Origin of the sequence: Streptomyces sp. WAC06614, assembly GCF_003949795.1 — a bacterium.
Taxonomy (GTDB): domain Bacteria; phylum Actinomycetota; class Actinomycetes; order Streptomycetales; family Streptomycetaceae; genus Streptomyces.
Genome location: NZ_RPRY01000125.1, coordinates 1 through 20,220 on the forward strand (window position 1 = coordinate 1; position 20,220 = coordinate 20,220).

Here is a 20,220-nt window from a genome sequence, read left to right on the forward strand (position 1 = left end):
GGGGCAGGGCCCCCGGTTGGGGGGGAAGAGGCCCCGCGCAGCGGTCGGTCTCAGCCCCGGGCGCGCCGGACCCGGCGGACGGCGAAGGCCCCGCCGCCCAGGGCGAGGGCCAGGCCTCCCCCAGCCACGGCGGCAGCAGCCGGAGCAAGCCCGGCCGCGCCCGGCGAAGCCGGGGCACCCGCCGCGGCCGGCACGGGCCCGGCCGGGCCCGCCGCAGCCGGGGCGCCCCCGGCGAGGTCCGCCGCAGCCGGATCAGGCCCGGCCGGTCCGGCGGCAGCCGGCCCGGCCGGCCCCGCCGCACCCGCCTCGGCATAGCCCCCGGCCCGCCCGTCCCGCGCATAGCCGGACCCCGGCAGCTTGTCCCCGTAGGCCCGCGCCACCCGCTGGCGGTACGCCTCCAACCCGGTCCCGCCCGCGCCGACGACGCGTACGGCGTCCTCGTCGAGCGGGAGGACCCGGTCGTCCCGGGCGACGTACCACGCGTCGATCTGCGGTTCGCGGAAGACGGTCCCGCCGGGCAGCTTCGCCGCGCCGAGGGCTGCGTAGCGGAACTCGTCGTCGCCCTCGGCGATGTTCACCACCTTCCAGCCGGTGGCGGTCACCGCGGTCCACAGCGCGGCCTGCCGGCCGTCCGCGGCCACGGCCCTGCTGGCCAGGAACTCCAGCCGGGCCACCGGTGCCCCGGCCCGGCCCGCGACGAAGTCCGGCGAGAGCTGGTGCACGGGTATCGCCCCGCCCTCGATCCGGGGCGCCGCGGCGCGCGCCGCCGCGGCGCCGCCGTCCCGGGCGAAGAAGCGGGCGACGGTGGCCAGGGTCTCCGGGGCGGCCGCCGCCCGCTCGGCGGCGGCCGTGACCTCGGCGGTGGCCGCCGCCGGCTGCGGCACGGGCGCGGCCGAGGCCGGGACGGCGGCGCCGCCGAGCACGCCCGCGGCCGCCAGCACGGCGGCGAAGGACACGAGGGAGGAGAGGGAGGAGAGGGACGCGACGGGTGCGGCGGACGCGACAGGTGCGGCAGTGCGGACGGCGTGGCGGCGCACGGTCATGGCGGTCACGCCCCGATCCGGTAGAGGGAGTGGGTCCAGGAGAAGGACGAGTTGTCGACGTACCAGTCGTGCGAGGCCCAGTTGTAGCGGGTGGACGAGGGCCAGGGGTCGCCCCAGTAGACCCAGCTGTTGGCGGTGTCGTAGCCGTACAGGACGTGCATGTGGCCGCCGCCGCCCGACCACTGGATCCGGGTCTCGACCGGCCGGCCCGCGTCGATCTCGGTCTGCACGGTGGAGTAGCGCAGCCAACCGGTCACGTACGAGCCGGGCCTGATGCCGGCCCAGCTCAGGCCGTTCTGGACGTTGCCCAGGGTGGCCTGGTTGTTGGGGCACTCGGTGCCCTGCTGGCGGTTGAAGGCGGCGTTGCAGAACTGGTTCTGGCTGTAGCCGCGGCCGAACCAGGTGGCGATGGTGTTGCCGCCCGCGGCCCAGCACCAGTTGGTCTTCTGCTGCGCCTGCATGGTGATGTTCAGCCGCTTGGCGGCGAGGACGGCGCCCTGCCCGTCGGCCACGGAACCGACCGCGGAACCGGCCACGGAACCGGCGGCGGAGCCGGCCGCCGTGGCGGTCGCGGTGGGCAGGGCCAGGAGCAGGGCGGAGACGGAGGCGGCCAGCGTGAGGCGCCTGCTGTTGCGGTGGTGCATCGCGTTCCTCCCATGTGGGGAATGGGATGTGGGGGTGGAGGAGCGCGTCCGGACGCTGTGTGCAGGAGCATCGGGGTGTTGTCGCGATCTGGTCAACACGCTTCAATACGCGGTGACATTGCAGTGTGAACGGAAAGCCTGCGGTGTGAACGTCGGCCGTCCCGTCACCTGGACCACACGCGCCACCGACGCGGTCACCGTCCCGTCGGGCGTGAACGTTCACATGGGGGGCCGTCGTGCGACCGACCACCGACAGCGCCGCGGAACTGGCCGAGGCCCTGCGCACCGGACCCTTCCACGTCGCCCTGCGCATCGCCCTCGCCGCGCGCGGCCTGCCGCTGCACCGGGTGCAGCACCGGCTCGCCGCCCGTGGCATCAGGGTCGGGGTGACCAGCCTCAGTTACTGGCAGCAGGGCGCGCGCCGGCCGCGCCGGACCGAGTCCGTCCGGGCGGTCCGGGCGCTGGAGCAGATCCTGGAGCTGCCCTACGGCTCCCTGGTCCGGCTGCTGGCCGCGCCCGCCGCCGCCACGGCCGAGGCCGACCCCGCCCGGACCGGTGCGCGCTCGTACCGCGCGCTGCTGAGCGTGGGCGCGGCCGTCGAGGAGCTGCTGACCGGTCTGGAACTGCCGGCCGACGGCGGTCTGCACACGGTCGGCCACCACGAGCGGGTGCGCATCGGAGGCGCCGGTGAACTGCGTGACCGGGCCTCCCAGCACGTCGTGCGGGCCCACCGGGACGGGGTCGACCGGTATCTCGCCGTCCACCACGGCGACCCCGGCTGCGACCCCGGCCGGGTCGAGGTGCACGCGTACGAGAACTGCCGGCCGGGCCGGATACGCCGCAACCACGAGGCCGGGGTGGTGGTCGCGGAGCTGCTGTTCGACGCCCGGCTGCGGCGCGGGGACACGTACGTCTTCGGCTACGGCTTCACGGACGGCACCGCCGGGCGCAGCAGCGAGTACGTCCGCGGCTTCAGCTACGCCGGCGGGCAGTACGTGCTCCAGGTCCGCTTCGACGAGGCCGCCCTGCCGGTGCGCTGCCGCCGGTTCAGCCGGGTGGGGCCGGACGCGCCGCGCGGCGGGCTGGCCGAGCTGACCCCGAACGGACGGCACCGCTCGGTGCACCTGGTGGAGACGGGGGTGCGGCGGGGGATCCTGGGGATCGCCTGGGACTGGGAGTGAGCCGGGCGTCAGCCGGCGACGAGGTTGCCGCCCTCGACGCGGACCGGGACGGCGGGCAGCGGGTCGGTGGCCGGGCCGCGCAGCGGCTTGCCGGTGGTGACGTCGAACCGGCTGCCGTGGCAGGGGCAGTTGCCCTCGCCGTCCTCGATCTTGTCCAGGACGCAGCCGGCGTGGGTGCACTGGGCGCTGAACGCCTTGTACTGGCCTGCGGCCGGGCAGCTGACCAGCAGCTTCCGCTCCCGGTACAGCTTCGCGCCGCCCACCGGCACCTCGGCCGCGGCGCCCAGCTCCACCGGGGCGGTGGGGGTGGCCGGGGTGCGGCCGCCGCTGTTGCCCTCGGTGGAGCAGGCGCTGAGCGCACCGGCCGCGGCGGCGGCCCCCGCGAGGGCGGCGGCGCCCTTGAGCACGGTACGGCGGTCGGCGGGCTGCGCAGGCATGGTCTTCTCCAGGGCGGGGGGCACGGACGGCGGCCACCGGACGGACCGGTGCCGGACGGCCTCCGACGATACCGGCGGGGCCGGGCTCTCCGGACGGGCGGTCCCGGCGGACGGCCTCGGCGGGCGGTCCCGGCGGACGGCCTCGGCGGGCGGTCCCGGCGGACGGCCTCGGCGGGCGGTCCCGCGGGCTGGTCCCGGCGGGCGGTCCCGCGGGCTGGTCCCGGCGGGCGGTCCTGACAGGCGGTCCCGGCGGCCCGTCGGCACGGGGGGCCGGGAGCGGTATCGGGGACTCCGCTCGGTGGGATACGTTCCGCGTGTGATCGTCGTCGGTGGAGAAGCCCTGATCGACCTGGTGCCCACGACCCGGCCGCCGGGCGCCCTGCTGCCGCGGCCCGGCGGGGGCCCGTACAACACGGCGCTGGCCCTCGGCCGGCTCGGCGCGCACGTGGCGTTCTGCTCCCGGGTCTCCACGGACGGCTTCGGTGAGGCGCTGCTGGCCGGGCTGCGGGTGGCCGGGGTGGACCTCTCGCTGGTCCAGCGCGGTCCGGAGCCGACGACGCTGGCCGTGCCCTCGCTGTCCCCGGACGGCTCGGCGGCGTACCGCTTCTACGTCGAGGGCACGGCGGACCGGCTCTTCGCCCTGCCCCCGGCCCTGCCCGCCGCGGCCCGCGCGCTCGCGCTCGGCACCTGTTCGCTGGCGCTGGAGCCCGGGGCGAGCGCCTACGAGGCCCTGTTGCGCCGGGAGTCGCGGCGCGGGCTGCTCACGCTGCTCGACCCCAACATCCGCCCCGCGCTGATCCCGCAGGCCGAGGCGTACCGGGCGCGGTTCCTGACCTGGCTGCCGTACGTGTCCGTGCTGAAGCTGTCCGAGGAGGACGCGGCCTGGCTCGGCGGGCGGGTGGACGACTGGCTGGCGGCCGGGCCCTCGGCGGTGGTGCTGACCCGGGGCGCGGCCGGGCTGACCGTACGCACCCGGGACGGCGGGGAGCACTCCGTACCGGCGCGGGCGGTCGAGGTGGCCGACACGATCGGGGCCGGGGACACCGTGAACGCGGCCCTGCTGCACCGCCTCACGGCGGCGTCCGGCCCGGTCGACTGGCCCGCCGCCCTCGACTACGCCGCCCGCGCGGCGGCCCTCACCTGCACCCGGCCGGGCGCGGAGCCCCCGTACGCGACGGAGCTCGCCGCCGGCGCCGGCTAGCGCAGGGCCGCCCAGGTGGTGGCGGCCACGGCGGGGGCGAAGGTGTCGACCGGCTGGACGACGTCGGCTCCGGAGAAGTGCAGGAAGAACGCCCGCTGGAAGCAGGCGCCCAGCAGCAGGCAGGCCGCGGCCCGGGGGTCGGCGTCCGGCCGGAGCAGGCCCGCCGCGCGGTCCCGTTCGAGGTGGTCGACCAGGGCCTCCAGCAGCACGTGCGGGCCGGTGCCGATGCGTTGGACGCCCTCGCGGTGGCGGCTGAGCAGGGTGGGTTCGGCGAACAGCGAGGCGGCCATGGGCATGGCATCGGCGTAGAAGAGCGCGGCGTGCCGGGCGATGTCGGTCAGGCGGTCCTGGACCGAGCGCTCCCCCGGTCCGGCGGCGAGGGCGGCCTGGAGCGGTCCGGCGTTGGGGGTGCGCTCCAGCAGGACCCGGACGAACAGCTCCTCCTTGTTCGCGTAGTGCTTGTAGAGCGCGGCCTCCGAGCAGCCGGCCTCGCGGGCGATGGCCTTGGTGGTGGCGTGGACGAGCCCCACGGTGCGCATGAGTTTCTCGGCGGCGTCGAGGATGCGCTGGGGGGTCGGGCGCTGCGGACTTGACGACGGGGTGAGCATTCACTCACCCTAAGCGGTGAGAAGCGGTGAGTGAATACTCACCCACCCTCTGGCGGAGGAGGAGGCGGACGATGGAGCTCACGGTGTTCGGTGCGACCGGTGGGGTGGGCCGCGAGGTGGTCCGGCAGGCCTTGGAGGCAGGTCACGAGGTGACCGCGGTGGTCCGGGACCCGGCCCGGCTGGGACTGCCCGACCGGCCCCGGCTGCACGTGGCGACGGTGGCCGACCTCCGGGACGAGGACGCGCTCGTGCCGCTGCTGGAGGGCCGGGACGCGGTGGTGTCGGCCCTGGGGGCGGCGAACAACCAGCAGGCCCGGCGCGCGCCGGTCACCGGGCCGGCGCTGCGGGCCGTCGTCCGGGCCATGGACCGGGCGGGGGTGCACCGCCTGACGGCGGTGAGCGCGGCGCCGGTCGGCCCGGACGCCCCGGCCGACGGCGTCCTGACCCGGGCGGTGTTCCTGCCGCTGCTGCGCCGGGCCCTGCGGGACCTGTACGCGGACCTGGCGGACATGGAGGCGGTGCTGACCGCGAGCCGGGTGGACTGGACGGTGGTCCGTCCGCCCAAGCTCACCCACGGCCGGCACACCGGGGTGTACCGGCGCGCGGTGGACGAGCCGCTCCCCCGCGCCCGGACCATCTCCCGCGCGGACGTCGCGGACGCCCTCCTGGCCTTCCTGACCGACCCCACGACCAGCCGCCGGGCCGTGGTGGTGGCGTCGTAGCCCCACCTCGGCCCGGCGGCCGGCCGGTCAGGCCTTCCGGGCCCGGGTCGTCTTCTTCGCCGGGGCGGCGGTCTTCTTGGTGGCTGCCGCCTTCTTGGCCGGTGCGGCCGCGGTCTTCTTGGCCGGTGCCGCCGCGGTCTTCTTGGCGGTGGTGCGCTTGCGCGCCTGGGCGGGGACCGAGGCGGCGTCGGAGATCCGCTCGGCGCCGAGGATGTCCCGCAGGAACTTGCCGGTGTGGCTCGCCCCGATCGAGGCGACCTCCTCCGGCGTGCCCTCGGCCACGACCAGACCGCCGCCGTACCCGCCCTCCGGGCCCATGTCGATGACCCAGTCGGCGGTCTTGATGACGTCGAGGTTGTGCTCGATGACGATCACCGAGTTGCCCTTGTCCACCAGCCCGGAGAGGACCTTGATGAGCTTGCTGATGTCCTCGAAGTGCAGGCCCGTCGTCGGCTCGTCCAGCACGTAGACCGTGCGGCCGGTGGAGCGCTTCTGCAGCTCCGAGGCCAGCTTCACGCGCTGCGCCTCACCGCCCGACAGGGTCGGGGCGGACTGGCCGAGCCGGACGTAGCCGAGGCCCACCTCGTTGAGCGTGCGCAGGTGCCGCGCGATCGTCGGAACCGCCTCGAAGAACTCCAGCGCCTCCTCGATGGGCATGTTCAGCACCTCGGCGATGGACTTGCCCTTGTAGTGCACCTCCAGCGTCTCCCGGTTGTACCGGTCGCCGTGGCAGACCTCGCACGGGACGTAGACGTCCGGCAGGAAGTTCATCTCGATCTTGATGGTGCCGTCGCCGGAGCAGTTCTCGCAGCGGCCGCCCTTGACGTTGAAGGAGAAGCGGCCCGGCAGGTAGCCGCGCACCTTCGCCTCCATGGTCTCGGCGAAGAGCTTGCGGACGTGGTCGAAGACGCCCGTGTACGTCGCCGGGTTGGACCGCGGGGTGCGGCCGATCGGCGACTGGTCGACGTGGACCACCTTGTCGACGAGGTCGTCGCCGTCCACCCGGGTGTGGCGGCCGGGCACCGAGCGGGCGCCGTTCAGCTCGCGCGCCAGGTGCGTGTACAGGATGTCGTTGACCAGGGTGGACTTGCCGGAGCCGGACACGCCCGTGACCGCCGTGAACACGCCCAGCGGGAACGCCACGTCGATGTCCTGGAGGTTGTTCTCCTTGGCGCCGCGCACGACGAGCTTGCGCCCGCCGTCGACCGGCCGCCGGACCTCCGGGATCGCGATCGCCTTCCGCCCGGACAGGTACTGCCCGGTCATCGACTCGTCGTTGCGCAGGAGCTCCTTCAGGGAGCCGCTGTGCACGATCTTGCCGCCGTGCTCACCGGCGCCGGGGCCGATGTCCACCACCCAGTCGGCGACCTTGATGGTGTCCTCGTCGTGCTCGACGACGATCAGCGTGTTGCCCATGTCCCTCAGCCGCACCAGCGTCTCGATCAGCCGGTGGTTGTCGCGCTGGTGCAGGCCGATCGACGGCTCGTCCAGCACGTAGAGCACGCCCACCAGGCCGGAGCCGATCTGGGTGGCCAGCCGGATCCGCTGGGCCTCGCCGCCGGACAGGGTGCCGGCCGCGCGGTTCAGCGAGAGGTAGTCGAGGCCGACGTCCACCAGGAAGCGCAGCCGCTCGTTGACCTCCTTGAGCACCCGCTCCGCGATCTTCTTGTCGCGCGCGTCGAGCCGCAGCCGGCCGAGGAACTCGGCGCACTCGCTGATCGACATGGCCGAGACCTCGGCGATGGACTTCTCCATCACCGTCACGGCGAGCACGATCGGCTTGAGCCGGGTGCCCTCGCAGGTCGGGCAGGGCACCTCGCGCATGTAGCCCTCGAAGCGCTCGCGGCTGGCGTCGCTCTCGGCCTCGGAGTGCCGCCGCTTGACGAACGGCACGGCGCCCTCGAAGGCCGTGGTGTACGCGCGCTCGCGCCCGTAGCGGTTGCGGTAGCGCACCTGGATCTGCGTCTTGTGGCCGTGCAGCAGGGCCTTCTTGGCCCGCTGCGGCAGCCCGGCCCAGGGGATGTCCGTACGGAATCCCAGCTCGTCGGCGAGCGCGCCGATCAGCCGCTGGAAGTAGTCCTTGGTGTGGCCCAGGGACCACGGGGAGATCGCGCCCTCGTCGAGCGACTTGTCCTCGTCCGGGATGATCAGCTCCGGATCGACCTCCATGCGCGTCCCGATGCCGGTGCAGTCGGGGCAGGCGCCGAAGGGCGAGTTGAAGGAGAAGGAGCGCGGCTCCAGCTCCTCGAACGACAGGTCGTCGTAGGGGCAGTAGAGGTGCTCGGAGTACATCCGCTCACGCTCGGGGTCGTCCTCGTCGAGGTCGACGAAGTCCAGGATCACCATGCCGCCGGACAGGCCGAGGGCGGTCTCGACGGAGTCGGTGAGCCGCCGCTTGGCGCTCTCCTTGACCGTCAGGCGGTCGACGACCACCTCGATGGTGTGCTTCTCCTGCTTCTTGAGCGTCGGCGGCTCGGAGAGCTGGACGGTCTCCCCGTCCACCCGCGCACGGCTGTAGCCCTTGGTCTGGAGGTCGGCGAACAGGTCCACGAACTCGCCCTTGCGCTCGCGCACCAGCGGCGAGAGCACCTGGAAGCGGCTGCCCTCGGGCAGCGCGAGGACCTTGTCCACGATCGCCTGCGGCGACTGCCGCGAGATCGGGCGGCGGCACTCGGGGCAGTGCGGCTTGCCGATGCGCGCGAAGAGCAGGCGCAGGTAGTCGTAGACCTCGGTGATCGTGCCGACCGTGGAGCGCGGGTTGCGGGAGGTGGACTTCTGGTCGATGGAGACGGCCGGGGACAGGCCCTCGATGAAGTCGACGTCGGGCTTGTCCATCTGCCCGAGGAACTGGCGCGCGTACGAGGACAGCGACTCGACGTAGCGGCGCTGGCCCTCGGCGAAGATCGTGTCGAAGGCCAGGGAGGACTTGCCCGAACCGGAGAGCCCGGTGAAGACGATGAGGGAGTCGCGGGGCAGGTCGAGCGAGACGTTCTTCAGGTTGTGCTCGCGAGCGCCACGAACGATGAGACGGTCGGTCACGCCGGTCCGCACCTTTCTTGGGATAGCGGGGGCACGGAGCCCTCGGCCGTTTCAGGGTAGGGGGCCGGGGGTCGACCTCGGCAGCGGATGAAGTCTGGGCTTGGACTTCGAGCGTATAGCACGCGCATTCGATTTCCGGCACTCGGCCGGTCGCTTCACCCGATCGTGTGGCCGGGCGTAGGGTCGGCCCCATGACTGATCATGTGCACGACCTGCACTCTGTACGTGAGGCCACCGACCGACTGCTGACCGCGGTCGCGAAACTGGACAACGGCGCGCTGGCCCAGGAGTCACGACTTCCCGGCTGGAGCCGCGGGCACGTGCTCGCCCACCTCTCCCGCAACGCCGACGCCCTCGTCAACGTCTTCGAGGGCCGTCCGATGTACGTCAGCGCCGAGGCGCGGGACGCGGACATCGCACGGGACGCCGGCCGGCCTCTGGAAGAACAGCTCGCGGACCTCCGGAATTCCGCCGAGGCCTTCCTCGCCACCACCCGCGCCCCGCAGGACTGGTCGCGCACCGTGGAACTGCGCAACGGGGTCACCGACCTTGCCTCGAACGTGCCGTTCCGCCGCCTCGTCGAGGTCGAGCTGCACCATGTCGACCTCGGCATCGGCTACGAGCTGGAGGACCTCCCCGAGGCGTTCACCGGCCGGGAGATCGACTTCCTCGCCGACCGCTGGTCCGGCCGCCCCGAGGTGCCGCCGACCGAGCTGGTCGCCGAGGACGGCCGCCGCTGGCGCACCGGCTCGGCCGGGGACGTCGCCGTGACCGTGCGCGGGACCGCGGCCGGGCTGCTGGCCTGGCTCGCCGGCCGCGCCGACAAGGGTGCCTCCCTGAGCACGTCCGGCGGGCCCCTGCCGGCCCTTCCGCCGCTCTAGGATCGGGTCATGACGTACAGCGGAGCGGTCAAGGTCGGCGGTCCCGCCGATGTGCACGAACTCACGGACCTGATGATCTCCAAGGTCGCGGTCGGTCCCATGGACAACAACGCGTACCTGTTGCGCTGCCGGGCCACCGACGAGCAGCTGCTGATCGACGCGGCGGCGGAGCCGGCGACCCTGCTGAGCCTGATCGGCGACAGCGGCATCGCCTCGGTCGTCACCACCCACCGGCACGGCGACCACTGGGGCGCCCTCCAGGAGGTGGTCGACGCCACCGGCGCGCGGACGTACGCCGGCGCGCTCGACGCCGAGGGGATCCCGGTGCCCACGGACGTGGCGCTGACGGACGGGGACACGGTCACGGTCGGTCGGGTCACCCTGACCGCCCGTCACCTGGTCGGTCACACCCCCGGCTCGATCGCCCTGGTCTACGACGATCCGCACGGTCACCCGCACGTGTTCACCGGCGACTGCCTGTTCCCCGGCGGGGTCGGCAACACCTGGGGCGACGAGGCCGCCTTCGCGAGCCTGATCAAGGACGTGGAGGAGAAGATCTTCGGGCAGCTGCCCGACGAGACCTGGGTCTACCCCGGCCACGGCAACGACACCACGCTGGGCGCCGAGCGGCCGCACCTGGCCGAGTGGCGCGAGCGCGGCTGGTAGCAGCCGGCTTCCGGCCGATCGTGCACCGGCCCGGCGGTTCCCGTCGGGGCGGTGCACGCCTGGCGGGACCGGGCGGGGGCCGGTCAACCCCGCGCCCCCGTGCACTCCTTCCGGTCATGGGCGGCCGTGCGCCCTTCCCGGGCCTGCGGGAAGGGGTTATGGCTGCCTCATGCACGGTGATCACTCCTCCGTTTCCGACCCGTCCGGTCCCGGATCCGCTCCGGCCCCCGTCCTGGCCCCGGCCGCGCCCTCCGCCCCGGAGCCCGTCGCGGCGCCCTCGATGCTCCGGCTCGCCCTGGCCTCGCTCGCCGGGACCGCCATCGAGTTCTACGACTTCTTCGTCTACGGCACGGCGGCCGCGCTCGTCCTCGGGCCGCTGTTCTTCCCGACCTTCTCCGCCCTCGCCGGCACCCTGGCGGCGTTCGCGACCTTCGGCGTCGGGTTCGTCGCCCGGCCTCTCGGGTCGGCCGTCTTCGGCCACGTCGGCGACCGTTACGGGCGCCGCCCGGTCCTGCTGGCCTCGCTGCTGCTGACCGGCCTGGCCACCGTCGCGGTCGGCTTCGTGCCGACGTACGCCTCCGTCGGGGTGGCCGCCCCGCTGCTGCTGGTCCTGCTGCGCTTTCTGCAGGGGCTGGGGCTGGGCGGCGAGTGGGGCGGGGCGGTGCTGCTGACCGCCGAGCACGCCCCGGAGGAACGGCGCGGGCTGTGGGCGAGCTTCCCGCAGGTGGGCCCGCCCGTGGGCTTCCTGCTGGCCAACGGCATGATGCTCGGGCTCTCCGCCACCCTGACCGACGCGCAGTTCGCCGCCTGGGGCTGGCGGGTTCCGTTCTGGGCCGCCGGGGCGTTGGCCCTGGCCGGGCTCTGGCTGCGCCGCTCGGTGGAGGAGACCCCGCAGTTCCGGGCCCTGACCGAGGACGGCCGGCGCGCCGACGCGCCGCTGGCCGAGGTGGCGCGCCGGCACGGGCGGCTGCTCCTGCTGACGGGCGGCTGCCTGGCCGTCGGCTACGCGCTGTTCTACGCCGTGACCACCTGGTCGCTGGCCTACGCCACCGAGCGCCTGCACGTACCCCGGACGGTGGCGCTGGCCTGCATCATGGTGGCCGTCGCGGTCATGGGCGCGGCCACCCCGCTGCTGGCGGTGCTCGGTGACCGGTACGGCCGCCGACCGTTGTGCCTGGCCGGCTGCGCCGCCTCGGTGCTGTGGATGTTCCCGCTGGTGGCGCTGTTGCGCACGGCCGACCCGGTGCTGATGACCGTGGGGTTCGTGGGGGCGCTGCTGGCCATGGTGACGATGTTCGCGGTGGTGGGGGCGTACCTGCCGGAGCTGTACGAGCCGCGGATCCGCTGCACCGGCGCCGCCGTCGGCTACAACCTCGGCGGGGTGGTGGGCGGGGCCCTGACCCCGATCGTGGCGACCGCCCTGGCGGGCGGTTCCGGGCCGCCGTGGGGCGTGGCGGCGTACCTGGCCGGCATCGGGCTGCTCAGCCTGGGCTGCTTCGCCCTGCTGCCGGAGACCGGCCCGCGGGCGCTCCGGGCGCGGACCCGACCCCCGGAGGCCGGGCCGGCGGAGGCGGGGCCGGCGGAGGCGGGGCCGGCAGAGGCCGGGTCTGCGGAGGCCGCCGCCGTCTGACGCACGTCGGTCCGTCCCCGCCGCCCCTTGCGGGCGCGGTGGGGACGGACCGGCGCCGCCTGCTCAGGCCTCGACGCGCTCCGGGGCGGCCTCGTCCTCGGCGGCCTTCTTCTTCGAGGCGATCAGGCTGGTGATCGTGGTGATCACCAGCACGCCGCAGATGACGCCCAGCGAGACCGGCGTGGAGATCTCCGGGACGTGCACCCCGGACTCGTGCAGGGCGTGCAGCACCAGCTTGATGCCGATGAAGCCGAGGATGACCGACAGGCCGTAGCTGAGGTGGACCAGCTTCTTGAGGAGGCCGCCGAGCAGGAAGTACAGCTGGCGCAGGCCCATCAGGGCGAAGGCGTTGGCGGTGAAGACGATGTACGGGTCCTGGGTCAGGCCGAAGATCGCCGGGATGGAGTCCAGGGCGAAGAGGATGTCGGTGGTGCCGATGGCGAGCATGACCACCATCAGCGGGGTCAGGACGCGCTTGCCGTTCGCCCGGACGAAGAGCTTGGTGCCGTGGTAGCGGTCGGCCACGCCGAACCGCTTCTCCACCGACTTCAGCAGGCGGTTCTCCTCGTAGGCCTCGTCCTCCTCGTCGGCCCGCGCCTCCTGGATCAGCTTCCAGGCGGTGTAGATCAGGAACGCGCCGAAGAGGTAGAAGACCCAGGAGAAGCTGGAGATGATCGCGGCGCCCGCCGCGATGAAGACGGCCCGCAGGACCAGGGCGATGAGCACGCCCACGAGCAGCACGCGCTGCTGGAGGTGCGAGGGCACCGCGAACTTCGCCATGATCAGGACGAAGACGAAGAGGTTGTCGACGCTCAGCGACTTCTCGGTGACGAAGCCGGCGAAGAACTCCTGGGAGGCCTGGCCGTTGCCGAAGAACAACAGCCCGAGGCCGAAGAGGGCGGCGAGGACGATCCAGACGACCGTCCAGGTGCCCGCTTCCTTCAGGGACACGTCATGGGGTTTGCGGCCGATGAAGAAGTCGGCCCCGATCAGGACGCTCAGACCGAGGATGGTCAGGGCCCATACGGTGAACGAAACGTCCACTTTTCACGCCTCCGGCAGATGGCTCAACAAGGTCAGCGTCATCGCTGCCGGAGGTCTCTTCCACCCGGGGGCCGTGGACCGGCCGCGGGCCGGCGCCCCGGGACCGACGGTGCTCATTGCACAGAAGTGGTCCGTATTGACGGGTACGCCGCGCAGAAACAGCAGGAATACTCCCCTCCGCGCCGTCGAGCTTACCCGCAGAAGGCAAGGAAGGTAAAGGGATCCCCAAGAACTGGTCAGGCGGTGGTCATCCGCGGGCCTGTGCGACCCGGGCCAGGACGAGGTCCAGCACCTGGCTGCCTGCCGGCGGCAGGGCGGGCTCGTACGTCCACGCGTGGCCGACCCAGGGGTCGGCGAGGTGGTTGTCCGGCACGGGCGACAGCCGCATCAGCGACCGCCACAGCGGGTCCAGCAGCGGCCCGTACGCCGAGGCCTCGTCGCGGTCCGCCACCATCAGCAGGTGCACGCCGACGGCCGGGCCCTCGTCGGCCAGGTAGCGCAGCTGGGTGACCGCGCGGTCGTCGAAACCGTGCGGGAAGTCGTGGACGACGAGGAGCTGATCGGCCGTGTCCAGGTCGGGCGGCAGGTCCTCGGGGGCGCCGGCCCGGACCGCCATCTGGGCCAGGTCCACCCGGCGGGTCAGCCGGGCCAGGGTCTCGGTGACCCCGGCGGCCCCGGCGGCGGGCGGCGCGGCCAGCACCCCGGAGCGCACCAGCGGCTCCAGCGAGGCGGCGCCGGCCCCGGCCGCGTCGATCACATGGACGGACAGCCGGCCGCCGGGGTGCACCGCCAGCATCCGGACGACATGGGCGACGGCGGTGTCCAGGGCGGCCCGGCGCAGCCGGTCGGTGTCCGTGGCCATCGCGGCCTCGGAGCCGGTACGCCCGTTGTCGATCCACAGGCCGCGCTCCAGCGGGAACCGGACCAGCATCGGGATCCGCAGGTCCGGGCGCTCGGGCAGGTGCAGGTCGCCCAGGCGCACGGCCATGGGGGGCTGTTCGGGGGCGCCGGCGGACGCGTGCCAGACCGGGTTGTCCCAGCGGGCGTAGGCGGCGGGCAGGGCCGGCTCGACCACCTCGGCCTCGGCCGTGAGCTGGGCCAGGTCGCGGTCGAGGACCACCCTGGCCTGCGCGACCAGCTCGTCGCGGCGCGCCTGGGCCGCCTCGCGGGCGGCGTTGCCGGCGCCGCCGATGCGGTGGCGGGGGTCCGACAGGGCCTCGTCCAGCTCGCGGTCCATCCGGCCGTCGGCGAAGTCGACCGCGCTGCGGTAGGCCGCGGCCGTGCGCGCCAGGTCCTCGAACATGCCCCAGACCTGGTTGTACAGCCGCTCCTCCATGGACCAGCCGGCGGCGTCCCCGGCGACCGGCCGGGCCGGCTCGCCCGGGGGCGTCGGCGGGGCCTGGGGCGGCGGCGGGGGCGGCTCGGTCCGGCCGCGGCGCGGATGGGCGTAGCTGATGGTGGCGGGGCCGGACGGCGTCCCGGTGGCGGGCGGCGGGTCCGCCGGGGGCATCAGGTCCGCCGGGGGCATCGCGTCCGCCGGGGGCACCGGGGACGGGGTCCCCGGGGAGGGCAGGCCCGGGACCGGCACCGGGCCGGTCGCCACCGGGACCCCCGCCGCCGCGAGGACCCGGGCGGACAGGTCGGCCGCGGCCGGGGCGGCCAGGCCGTGGTCGGCCAGGAGGGCGGGCAGGCCGTCGGCGTAGCCCTGGCCCACGGCCCGTACCTTCCAGGCGCCCTGGCGCCGGTAGAGCTCCAGGGCCACGACGGCGTTCTCGGCGTCCAGGCCGGTCAGGGTGTACCCGGCCAGCGCGGTACCGTCCGGCTCCACCACGGCGACGTGCGGCGCGGCGACGGCGCCGAACCGGCCCGGGCCGCCGGGCGGCAGCACGAGCAGGACGCCCACGCGGTGGACGGCCGCGTCGACGGCGTCGAGGTCGACGGGGAACCGGTGCCGGTCGGCCGCGGCCGCAGGGGCCTGGACCCCCGGCAGGCTGCGGGCACCGGGGTGCGCGCAGCTCCCGGGGCCGCCCAGCGCGCCCTGGTCGTCGGCGAGCGAGACGAGGGCGAGCACCGGGACGCCCGCCGACACCCGGATCTCCACCTGGTGGTGCGCCAGCGGGTGGTTCTGTCCCCGGACCAGCTCGGCCGCCATCGCGTGCCCTCCCCCGTCGTACTGCTCTGTGCCGTCGTACTGCTCTGTGCCGTCGTGTGGTGCCGTCATGCCGTCGTGCGGCACCGTCGTGTGCCGGTGCCGGTGCCGGTGCCGGCTTCCGGTGCCGGTTTCCGGTCCCGCCCCGCGACGGCTGCCGTCGCGGGGCGGTTCGGTGTCCTGCGGTGCAGGCGGGTGCCGGTCCTACAGGTGCGGCAGGATCGCCGGCATCAGGTCCTGGAAGGTACGGCCGTTGGCCGGGCTGCCCAGGGCCGTCATCTGCCAGCCACCGCCCACGCGGTGCACCTTGGCCATGATCTGCGCGGTGTACGCGCCGCCGCCGTCGAGCGTGTAGCGGGCGAGCTCCTGGCCGTTGGTCTCGTCGACCAGCCGGCAGAAGGCGTTCTGCACCTCCTGGAACGTCTGCCCGGTGAAGGAGTTGACCGTGAAGACGATCTGGTCGATGTGCACCGGGACCCGCGCGAGGTCGACGAGGATGGACTCGTCGTCCCCGCCCTGGCCGACACCCCCGACGAGGTTGTCACCGGTGTGTCGGACCGAGCCGTCGTCGCTGCTCAGGTGCCGGAAGAACACCACGTCCACCGGCTGCTTGTCCGCGAACAGCACCGCCGACGCGTCCAGGTCGATCTCCCGGGTCCGGGAGCCGAACAGCCCCCGGCGCTTGGCCGCCTGCCAGCCCAGGCCCATCCGGACCGCGGTCAGGCTCCCTCCGTCCGCCTTCTGCAGACTGATGCCCTGGCCCTTGGTCAAGTTGACCGTCACGCGCTGTCCCCTCTCCTTGTCGCCCACGGGTACCCGGTACCCGCGGCCCCGCGCAAACATTACTTACCGGCCAGGGCTCAGGCGAGGCCAGCTTCCTTCATCTGCCGCAGCTCCTTCTTCAGTTCGGACACCTCGTCCCGGATCCGGGCCGCGACCTCGAACTGGAGGTCGGCCGCGGCGGCGCGCATCCGTTCGGTCATCTCCTCGATGATTCCGGCCAGTTCGGCCGCGGGTCGGTCGGTGACGACCGCGCCGGCCGCCGCCTTGGCCTTGCCCTTGGCGCCCTTGGCCGCACCCGCCGCCTTGCCGCCCGCCGGTGCGTGCACGGCCAGCGAGGGCACCGGGGCCTTGGCGCCCTTGCCGTCCTTGGACTGCCGGTAGCCGGAGCCCAGGAGCTGCTCGGTGTCGACCTCCTCGCGGGCGATGGTGGCCACGATGTCGTTGATCTTCTTGCGCAGCGGTTGCGGGTCGATGCCGTTCGCCTTGTTGTAGGCGATCTGCTTGTCCCGGCGGCGGTTGGTCTCCTCGATGGCCTTCTCCATCGCCGGAGTGATCTTGTCGGCATACATGTGGACCTGGCCGGAGACGTTGCGCGCGGCGCGGCCGATGGTCTGGATCAGCGAGGTGCCCGAGCGCAGGAAGCCCTCCTTGTCGGCGTCCAGGATCGCCACCAGCGAGACCTCGGGCAGGTCGAGGCCCTCGCGCAGCAGGTTGATGCCGACGAGGACGTCGTACTCGCCGGCCCGCAGCTCGCGCAGCAGCTCGACGCGGCGCAGGGTGTCGACGTCGCTGTGCAGGTAGCGCACGGCGATGCCGAGCTCCAGGAAGTAGTCGGTGAGGTCCTCGGCCATCTTCTTGGTGAGGGTGGTGACCAGGACCCGCTCGTCCTTCTCGACGCGCTTGCGGATCTCGTGCACCAGGTCGTCGATCTGGCCCTCGGTCGGCTTGACGACGACCTCGGGGTCGACGAGGCCGGTGGGGCGGATGATCTGCTCGACGAAACCGTCGCTGCGGGAGAGCTCGTAGGCGCCGGGGGTGGCGGAGAGGTAGACCGTCTGGCCTACGCGCTCCAGGAACTCCTCCCACTTCAGCGGCCGGTTGTCCAGGGCCGAGGGCAGCCGGAAGCCGTGGTCGACCAGGGTCCGCTTGCGCGAGGCGTCGCCCTCGTACATCGCGCCGATCTGCGGCACCGTGACGTGCGACTCGTCGATGACGAGCAGGAAGTCGTCGGGGAAGTAGTCGAGGAGGGTGTGCGGCGGGGAGCCGGGCTCGCGGCCGTCCATGTGCAGCGAGTAGTTCTCGATGCCGGAGCAGGAGCCGATCTGCTGCATCATCTCCAGGTCGTAGGTGGTGCGCATGCGCAGCCGCTGGGCCTCCAGCAGCTTGCCCTGCTTCTCCAGCTCCGCCAGGCGCTCGGCCAGCTCCGTCTCGATGCCGCGGACCGCGTTGTGCATGCGCTCGGGGCCGGCGATGTAGTGGCTGGCGGGGAAGACGTGGAGCACCTGGTCGTCGCTGATCACCTCGCCCGTCAGCGGGTGCAGGGTGGACAGCGCCTCGATCTCGTCGCCGAACATCTCGATGCGGACGGCCAGTTCCTCGTAGACCGGGAAGATCTCGATGGTGTCGCCGCGCACCCGGAAGGTGCCGCGGGTGAAGGCCATGTCGTTGCGCGTGTACTGGATGTCGACGAAGCGGCGCAGCAGCTGGTCCCGGTCGATCTCGTCGCCGACCTTGAGGCTGACCATGCGGTCGACGTACTCCTGCGGGGTGCCCAGACCGTAGATGCAGGACACGGACGCGACCACGATGACGTCGCGGCGGGTGAGCAGCGAGTTGGTCGCGGAGTGGCGCAGCCGCTCCACCTCCTCGTTGATGGAGGAGTCCTTCTCGATGTACGTGTCCGACTGCGGGACGTAGGCCTCGGGCTGGTAGTAGTCGTAGTACGAGACGAAGTACTCGACGGCGTTGTTCGGCAGGAGCTCGCGGAACTCGTTGGCCAGCTGGGCGGCCAGCGTCTTGTTGGGCGCCATGACCAGGGTGGGCCGCTGGAGCCGCTCGATCATCCAGGCGGTCGTGGCCGACTTGCCGGTACCCGTCGCACCGAGCAGGACGACATCCTTCTCACCTGCACGGATGCGCTTCTCCAGCTCGTCGATGGCCGTGGGCTGGTCACCGCTGGGCTTGTAGGGGCTGACGACCTCGAAAGGCGCCACCGTGCGTTCGATCTTCGATACGGGCCGCATGACTCCACCGTACGACCCGCCACTGACACTCACGTACGCGCGCGCCCCCGCCGGGACCCGCCGTCAGGCCTCCACGTTGCCGGGCCGGGGCCGGACCTCGGCGAGCAGCACCAGCAGCCCGGCGCCGAGCAGCAGGAGCACCGGGCCGGCCAGCAGTGCGGCCAGCGCCTCGGGGCCGGTGTGGGTCATGGTCCCGGTGGCGTCGGTGGCCCCGGTGACGGCCCCGGTGGTGCCGGTGGTCCCGTCGGCCGGGGGGTCGAGGCGGACCCGGAGCGCGGCCATCCCGATGTAGTGCGCGCAGGTCACCGCCGTGCCCGTCAGCAGGCCCGGCCCCAGCGCGGCCAGCGGCCCGGTCCTGCCGCCGCGGACCGCCAGCCACAGCGCGGCCGTGCCGGCCGAGACGGCGACCACGACCGACAGGACGACGAGCCGCACGTCGTACTCGAACCTGCCGTTCAGCCGGACCCCGGCCATGCCCAGGTAGTGCGCCGAGGCCACGCCCAGTCCCACGAGGGTGCCGGCGGTGAGCACGGACAGCGCCGAGCCGCGGCCGTGCCGGACGATCAGCGTCCCCGCCCCGGCCATCACGGTGCCGACGGCCAGGCAAGCAGCCATGGTCCGTTTGTCGTAGTTCAGTGGCGACCCGGTGATCGAGAACCCCATCATCGCGATGAAGTGCATCGTCCAGATCCCCGAGCCGATCGCGACGGCGCCCAGCGCCGTCCAGCCCGGCCACCACGAGCTCCCGACGAGGAGGGACCGGGTGGTGCAGCGCAGCCCCAGCGCCCCGCCGAGACAGGCGGCCAGGAACCCCAGCAGGGGAATGCTCCAGCCATGCTCCCCGAGCACCTCGACCGCTCGCCACGTCCCGCCCACGCCTGTCCGCCCTTCCGCCTCCCCCCGGCCGCCGCCCGGACCCCCGTGCGCCGTACCGGGCCCGACCTCGCCGAGCGTAGGGGCGCAGGGGCCCCTCGCGCACCGCCTCGGGACGGATTGGCCACGCTGCCCGTCCGGCCGGGCCGTCCGCCGACGCTGTTTCGACCCGAGGAGAACGCATGTACGTCCGACCTGTTGCCGCGGCCGTGGCCGCCGTCCTGGGCCTCACCCTCACCCTCGGCGGCCCGGGCACCGCCGTCTCCGCCGTCGGGGACCCGGTCCGCCTGGTGGGCGCGCCGGTCGTGTACGCCCACCGGGGGGCCTCGGCCTACGCCCCGGAGAACACCCTCGCCGCCGTCGACCTCGCCGCCGACATGGGCGTGGAGTGGGTGGAGAACGACGTCCAGCGCACCAAGGACGGCGAGCTGGTCGTCGTCCACGACGACACCCTGACCCGGACGACGAACGTCAAGAAGCTCTTCCCGGACCGCAAGCCGTGGCGGGTGAAGGACTTCACCGCCGCCGAGATCGCCCGGCTCGACGCGGGCAGCTGGTTCGACGCGCGGTTCACGGGTGAGCGGGTGCCGACCCTGCGCGCCTATCTGGACCGGGTGGACGCCAACCAGCAGCGGCTGCTCCTGGAGATCAAGAAGCCGGAGCTGTACCCGGGGATCGAGAAGGAGACCCTGGACGTCCTGGAGCGGGCGGGCTGGCTGGACCGGGGGCACGTGACGCGCCGCCTGGTGGTGCAGAGCTTCAGCGCGGACAGCGTGCGCAGCGTGCACGCCCAGCGGCCGGAGCTGGTCACGGCCTTCCTCGGCACCCCGGCGGTGGCGGACCTGGCGCGCTACGCCGAGTTCAGCGACCGGATCAACCCCTGGCACACCACGATCTCGGCGGACTGGGTGACCGCCGTGCACCAGGTGCGCGGGCCGCACGGCAAGGCGCTGGAGGTCGACACCTGGATCGTGGACGACCCGACGACGGCGCGGAAGGTGCAGGACATGGGGGTGGACGGGATCATCAGCAACGCCCCGGACGTGGTGCGGGAGGCGACGGGGGGCTTCTGAGGG

17 protein-coding genes are annotated in these 20,220 nt (G+C 73.4%); 7 read left to right on the forward strand and 10 right to left on the reverse strand.

What is annotated here, in order from left to right; all coding sequences use genetic code 11:
• Window positions 1-50 precede the first annotated feature (50 nt).
• Together EF918_RS18430 and EF918_RS18435 are read right to left on the reverse strand one after the other, a co-directional pair.
• On the reverse strand, window positions 51-1,052 hold the full coding sequence (locus EF918_RS18430; protein WP_260610340.1) for a hypothetical protein: 1,002 nt from the start codon (window positions 1,050-1,052) through the stop codon (window positions 51-53).
• Complete coding sequence (locus EF918_RS18435; RefSeq protein ID WP_125647305.1) at window positions 1,049-1,687, reverse strand: papain-like cysteine protease family protein; 639 nt, start codon at window positions 1,685-1,687, stop codon at window positions 1,049-1,051. Before EF918_RS18435 ends, EF918_RS18430 begins: the two co-directional genes overlap by 4 nt.
• A 236-nt stretch (window positions 1,688-1,923) precedes the next feature.
• Between EF918_RS18435 and EF918_RS18440 the strand changes: the two genes are divergently transcribed.
• A complete protein-coding gene (locus EF918_RS18440; RefSeq protein ID WP_125647308.1) occupies window positions 1,924-2,868 on the forward strand; it encodes a hypothetical protein in 945 nt (314 codons plus the stop codon).
• An 8-nt stretch (window positions 2,869-2,876) separates the two neighbouring features.
• On the opposite strand, the gene EF918_RS18445 is transcribed toward EF918_RS18440, so the two are convergent.
• Window positions 2,877-3,305 carry a Rieske (2Fe-2S) protein gene (locus EF918_RS18445; protein WP_125647311.1) on the reverse strand — a complete coding sequence of 143 codons (429 nt, stop codon included), beginning with the start codon at window positions 3,303-3,305 and terminating at the stop codon, window positions 2,877-2,879.
• Window positions 3,306-3,621: 316 nt separating this feature from the next.
• Between EF918_RS18445 and EF918_RS18450 the strand changes: the two genes are divergently transcribed.
• Window positions 3,622-4,506 carry a carbohydrate kinase gene (locus EF918_RS18450; RefSeq protein ID WP_125647313.1) on the forward strand — a complete coding sequence of 295 codons (885 nt, stop codon included), beginning with the start codon at window positions 3,622-3,624 and terminating at the stop codon, window positions 4,504-4,506.
• Here EF918_RS18450 and EF918_RS18455 read toward each other — a convergent pair.
• Window positions 4,503-5,114: a TetR/AcrR family transcriptional regulator gene (locus EF918_RS18455; protein WP_125647316.1), complete on the reverse strand. Its 612-nt coding sequence runs from the start codon at window positions 5,112-5,114 to the stop codon at window positions 4,503-4,505. The genes EF918_RS18450 and EF918_RS18455 overlap by 4 nt on opposite strands.
• 71 nt (window positions 5,115-5,185) lie before the next feature.
• Here EF918_RS18455 and EF918_RS18460 point away from each other — a divergent pair, with 71 nt between their 5' ends.
• On the forward strand, window positions 5,186-5,836 hold the full coding sequence (locus EF918_RS18460) for an NAD(P)-dependent oxidoreductase (RefSeq protein WP_125647319.1): 651 nt from the start codon (window positions 5,186-5,188) through the stop codon (window positions 5,834-5,836).
• 27 nt (window positions 5,837-5,863) lie between these two features.
• Here the strand turns inward: EF918_RS18460 and uvrA are convergent, their stop codons facing one another.
• Complete coding sequence (uvrA, locus tag EF918_RS18465) at window positions 5,864-8,875, reverse strand: excinuclease ABC subunit UvrA (RefSeq protein ID WP_125647322.1); 3,012 nt, start codon at window positions 8,873-8,875, stop codon at window positions 5,864-5,866.
• A gap of 191 nt (window positions 8,876-9,066) precedes the next feature.
• Here uvrA and EF918_RS18470 point away from each other — a divergent pair, with 191 nt between their 5' ends.
• The 3 genes from EF918_RS18470 (at window position 9,067) to EF918_RS18480 (ending at window position 12,052) form a co-directional block, all read left to right on the forward strand.
• Entirely contained in the window at window positions 9,067-9,756 is a 690-nt protein-coding gene (locus EF918_RS18470) for a maleylpyruvate isomerase family mycothiol-dependent enzyme (protein WP_125647325.1), read from the forward strand.
• Between the two features lie 9 nt (window positions 9,757-9,765).
• On the forward strand, window positions 9,766-10,422 hold the full coding sequence (locus EF918_RS18475) for an MBL fold metallo-hydrolase (RefSeq protein ID WP_125647328.1): 657 nt from the start codon (window positions 9,766-9,768) through the stop codon (window positions 10,420-10,422).
• A 280-nt stretch (window positions 10,423-10,702) separates the two neighbouring features.
• The gene (locus tag EF918_RS18480; RefSeq protein WP_125647351.1) at window positions 10,703-12,052 is read left to right on the forward strand and encodes an MFS transporter; all 1,350 of its coding nucleotides are present in this window, start codon (window positions 10,703-10,705) and stop codon (window positions 12,050-12,052) included.
• A 63-nt stretch (window positions 12,053-12,115) separates the two neighbouring features.
• On the opposite strand, the gene EF918_RS18485 is transcribed toward EF918_RS18480, so the two are convergent.
• From EF918_RS18485 to EF918_RS18505, 5 genes are all read right to left on the reverse strand, one after another.
• Window positions 12,116-13,096: a TerC/Alx family metal homeostasis membrane protein gene (locus tag EF918_RS18485; protein ID WP_125647331.1), complete on the reverse strand. Its 981-nt coding sequence runs from the start codon at window positions 13,094-13,096 to the stop codon at window positions 12,116-12,118.
• Window positions 13,097-13,343: 247 nt separating this feature from the next.
• Window positions 13,344-15,248 carry a TerD family protein gene (locus tag EF918_RS18490; protein ID WP_125647354.1) on the reverse strand — a complete coding sequence of 635 codons (1,905 nt, stop codon included), beginning with the start codon at window positions 15,246-15,248 and terminating at the stop codon, window positions 13,344-13,346.
• A 201-nt stretch (window positions 15,249-15,449) separates the two neighbouring features.
• Window positions 15,450-16,028, reverse strand: a complete 579-nt coding sequence (locus EF918_RS18495; RefSeq protein WP_125647335.1) for a TerD family protein — start codon at window positions 16,026-16,028, stop codon at window positions 15,450-15,452.
• A 77-nt stretch (window positions 16,029-16,105) separates the two neighbouring features.
• The gene (uvrB, locus tag EF918_RS18500) at window positions 16,106-18,271 is read right to left on the reverse strand and encodes an excinuclease ABC subunit UvrB (RefSeq protein WP_125647338.1); all 2,166 of its coding nucleotides are present in this window, start codon (window positions 18,269-18,271) and stop codon (window positions 16,106-16,108) included.
• A 63-nt stretch (window positions 18,272-18,334) separates the two neighbouring features.
• The gene (locus tag EF918_RS18505) at window positions 18,335-19,147 is read right to left on the reverse strand and encodes an MHYT domain-containing protein (RefSeq protein WP_125647341.1); all 813 of its coding nucleotides are present in this window, start codon (window positions 19,145-19,147) and stop codon (window positions 18,335-18,337) included.
• 179 nt (window positions 19,148-19,326) lie between these two features.
• Between EF918_RS18505 and EF918_RS18510 the strand changes: the two genes are divergently transcribed.
• Window positions 19,327-20,217 carry a glycerophosphodiester phosphodiesterase family protein gene (locus EF918_RS18510; protein ID WP_125647344.1) on the forward strand — a complete coding sequence of 297 codons (891 nt, stop codon included), beginning with the start codon at window positions 19,327-19,329 and terminating at the stop codon, window positions 20,215-20,217.
• Window positions 20,218-20,220 lie beyond the last annotated feature (3 nt).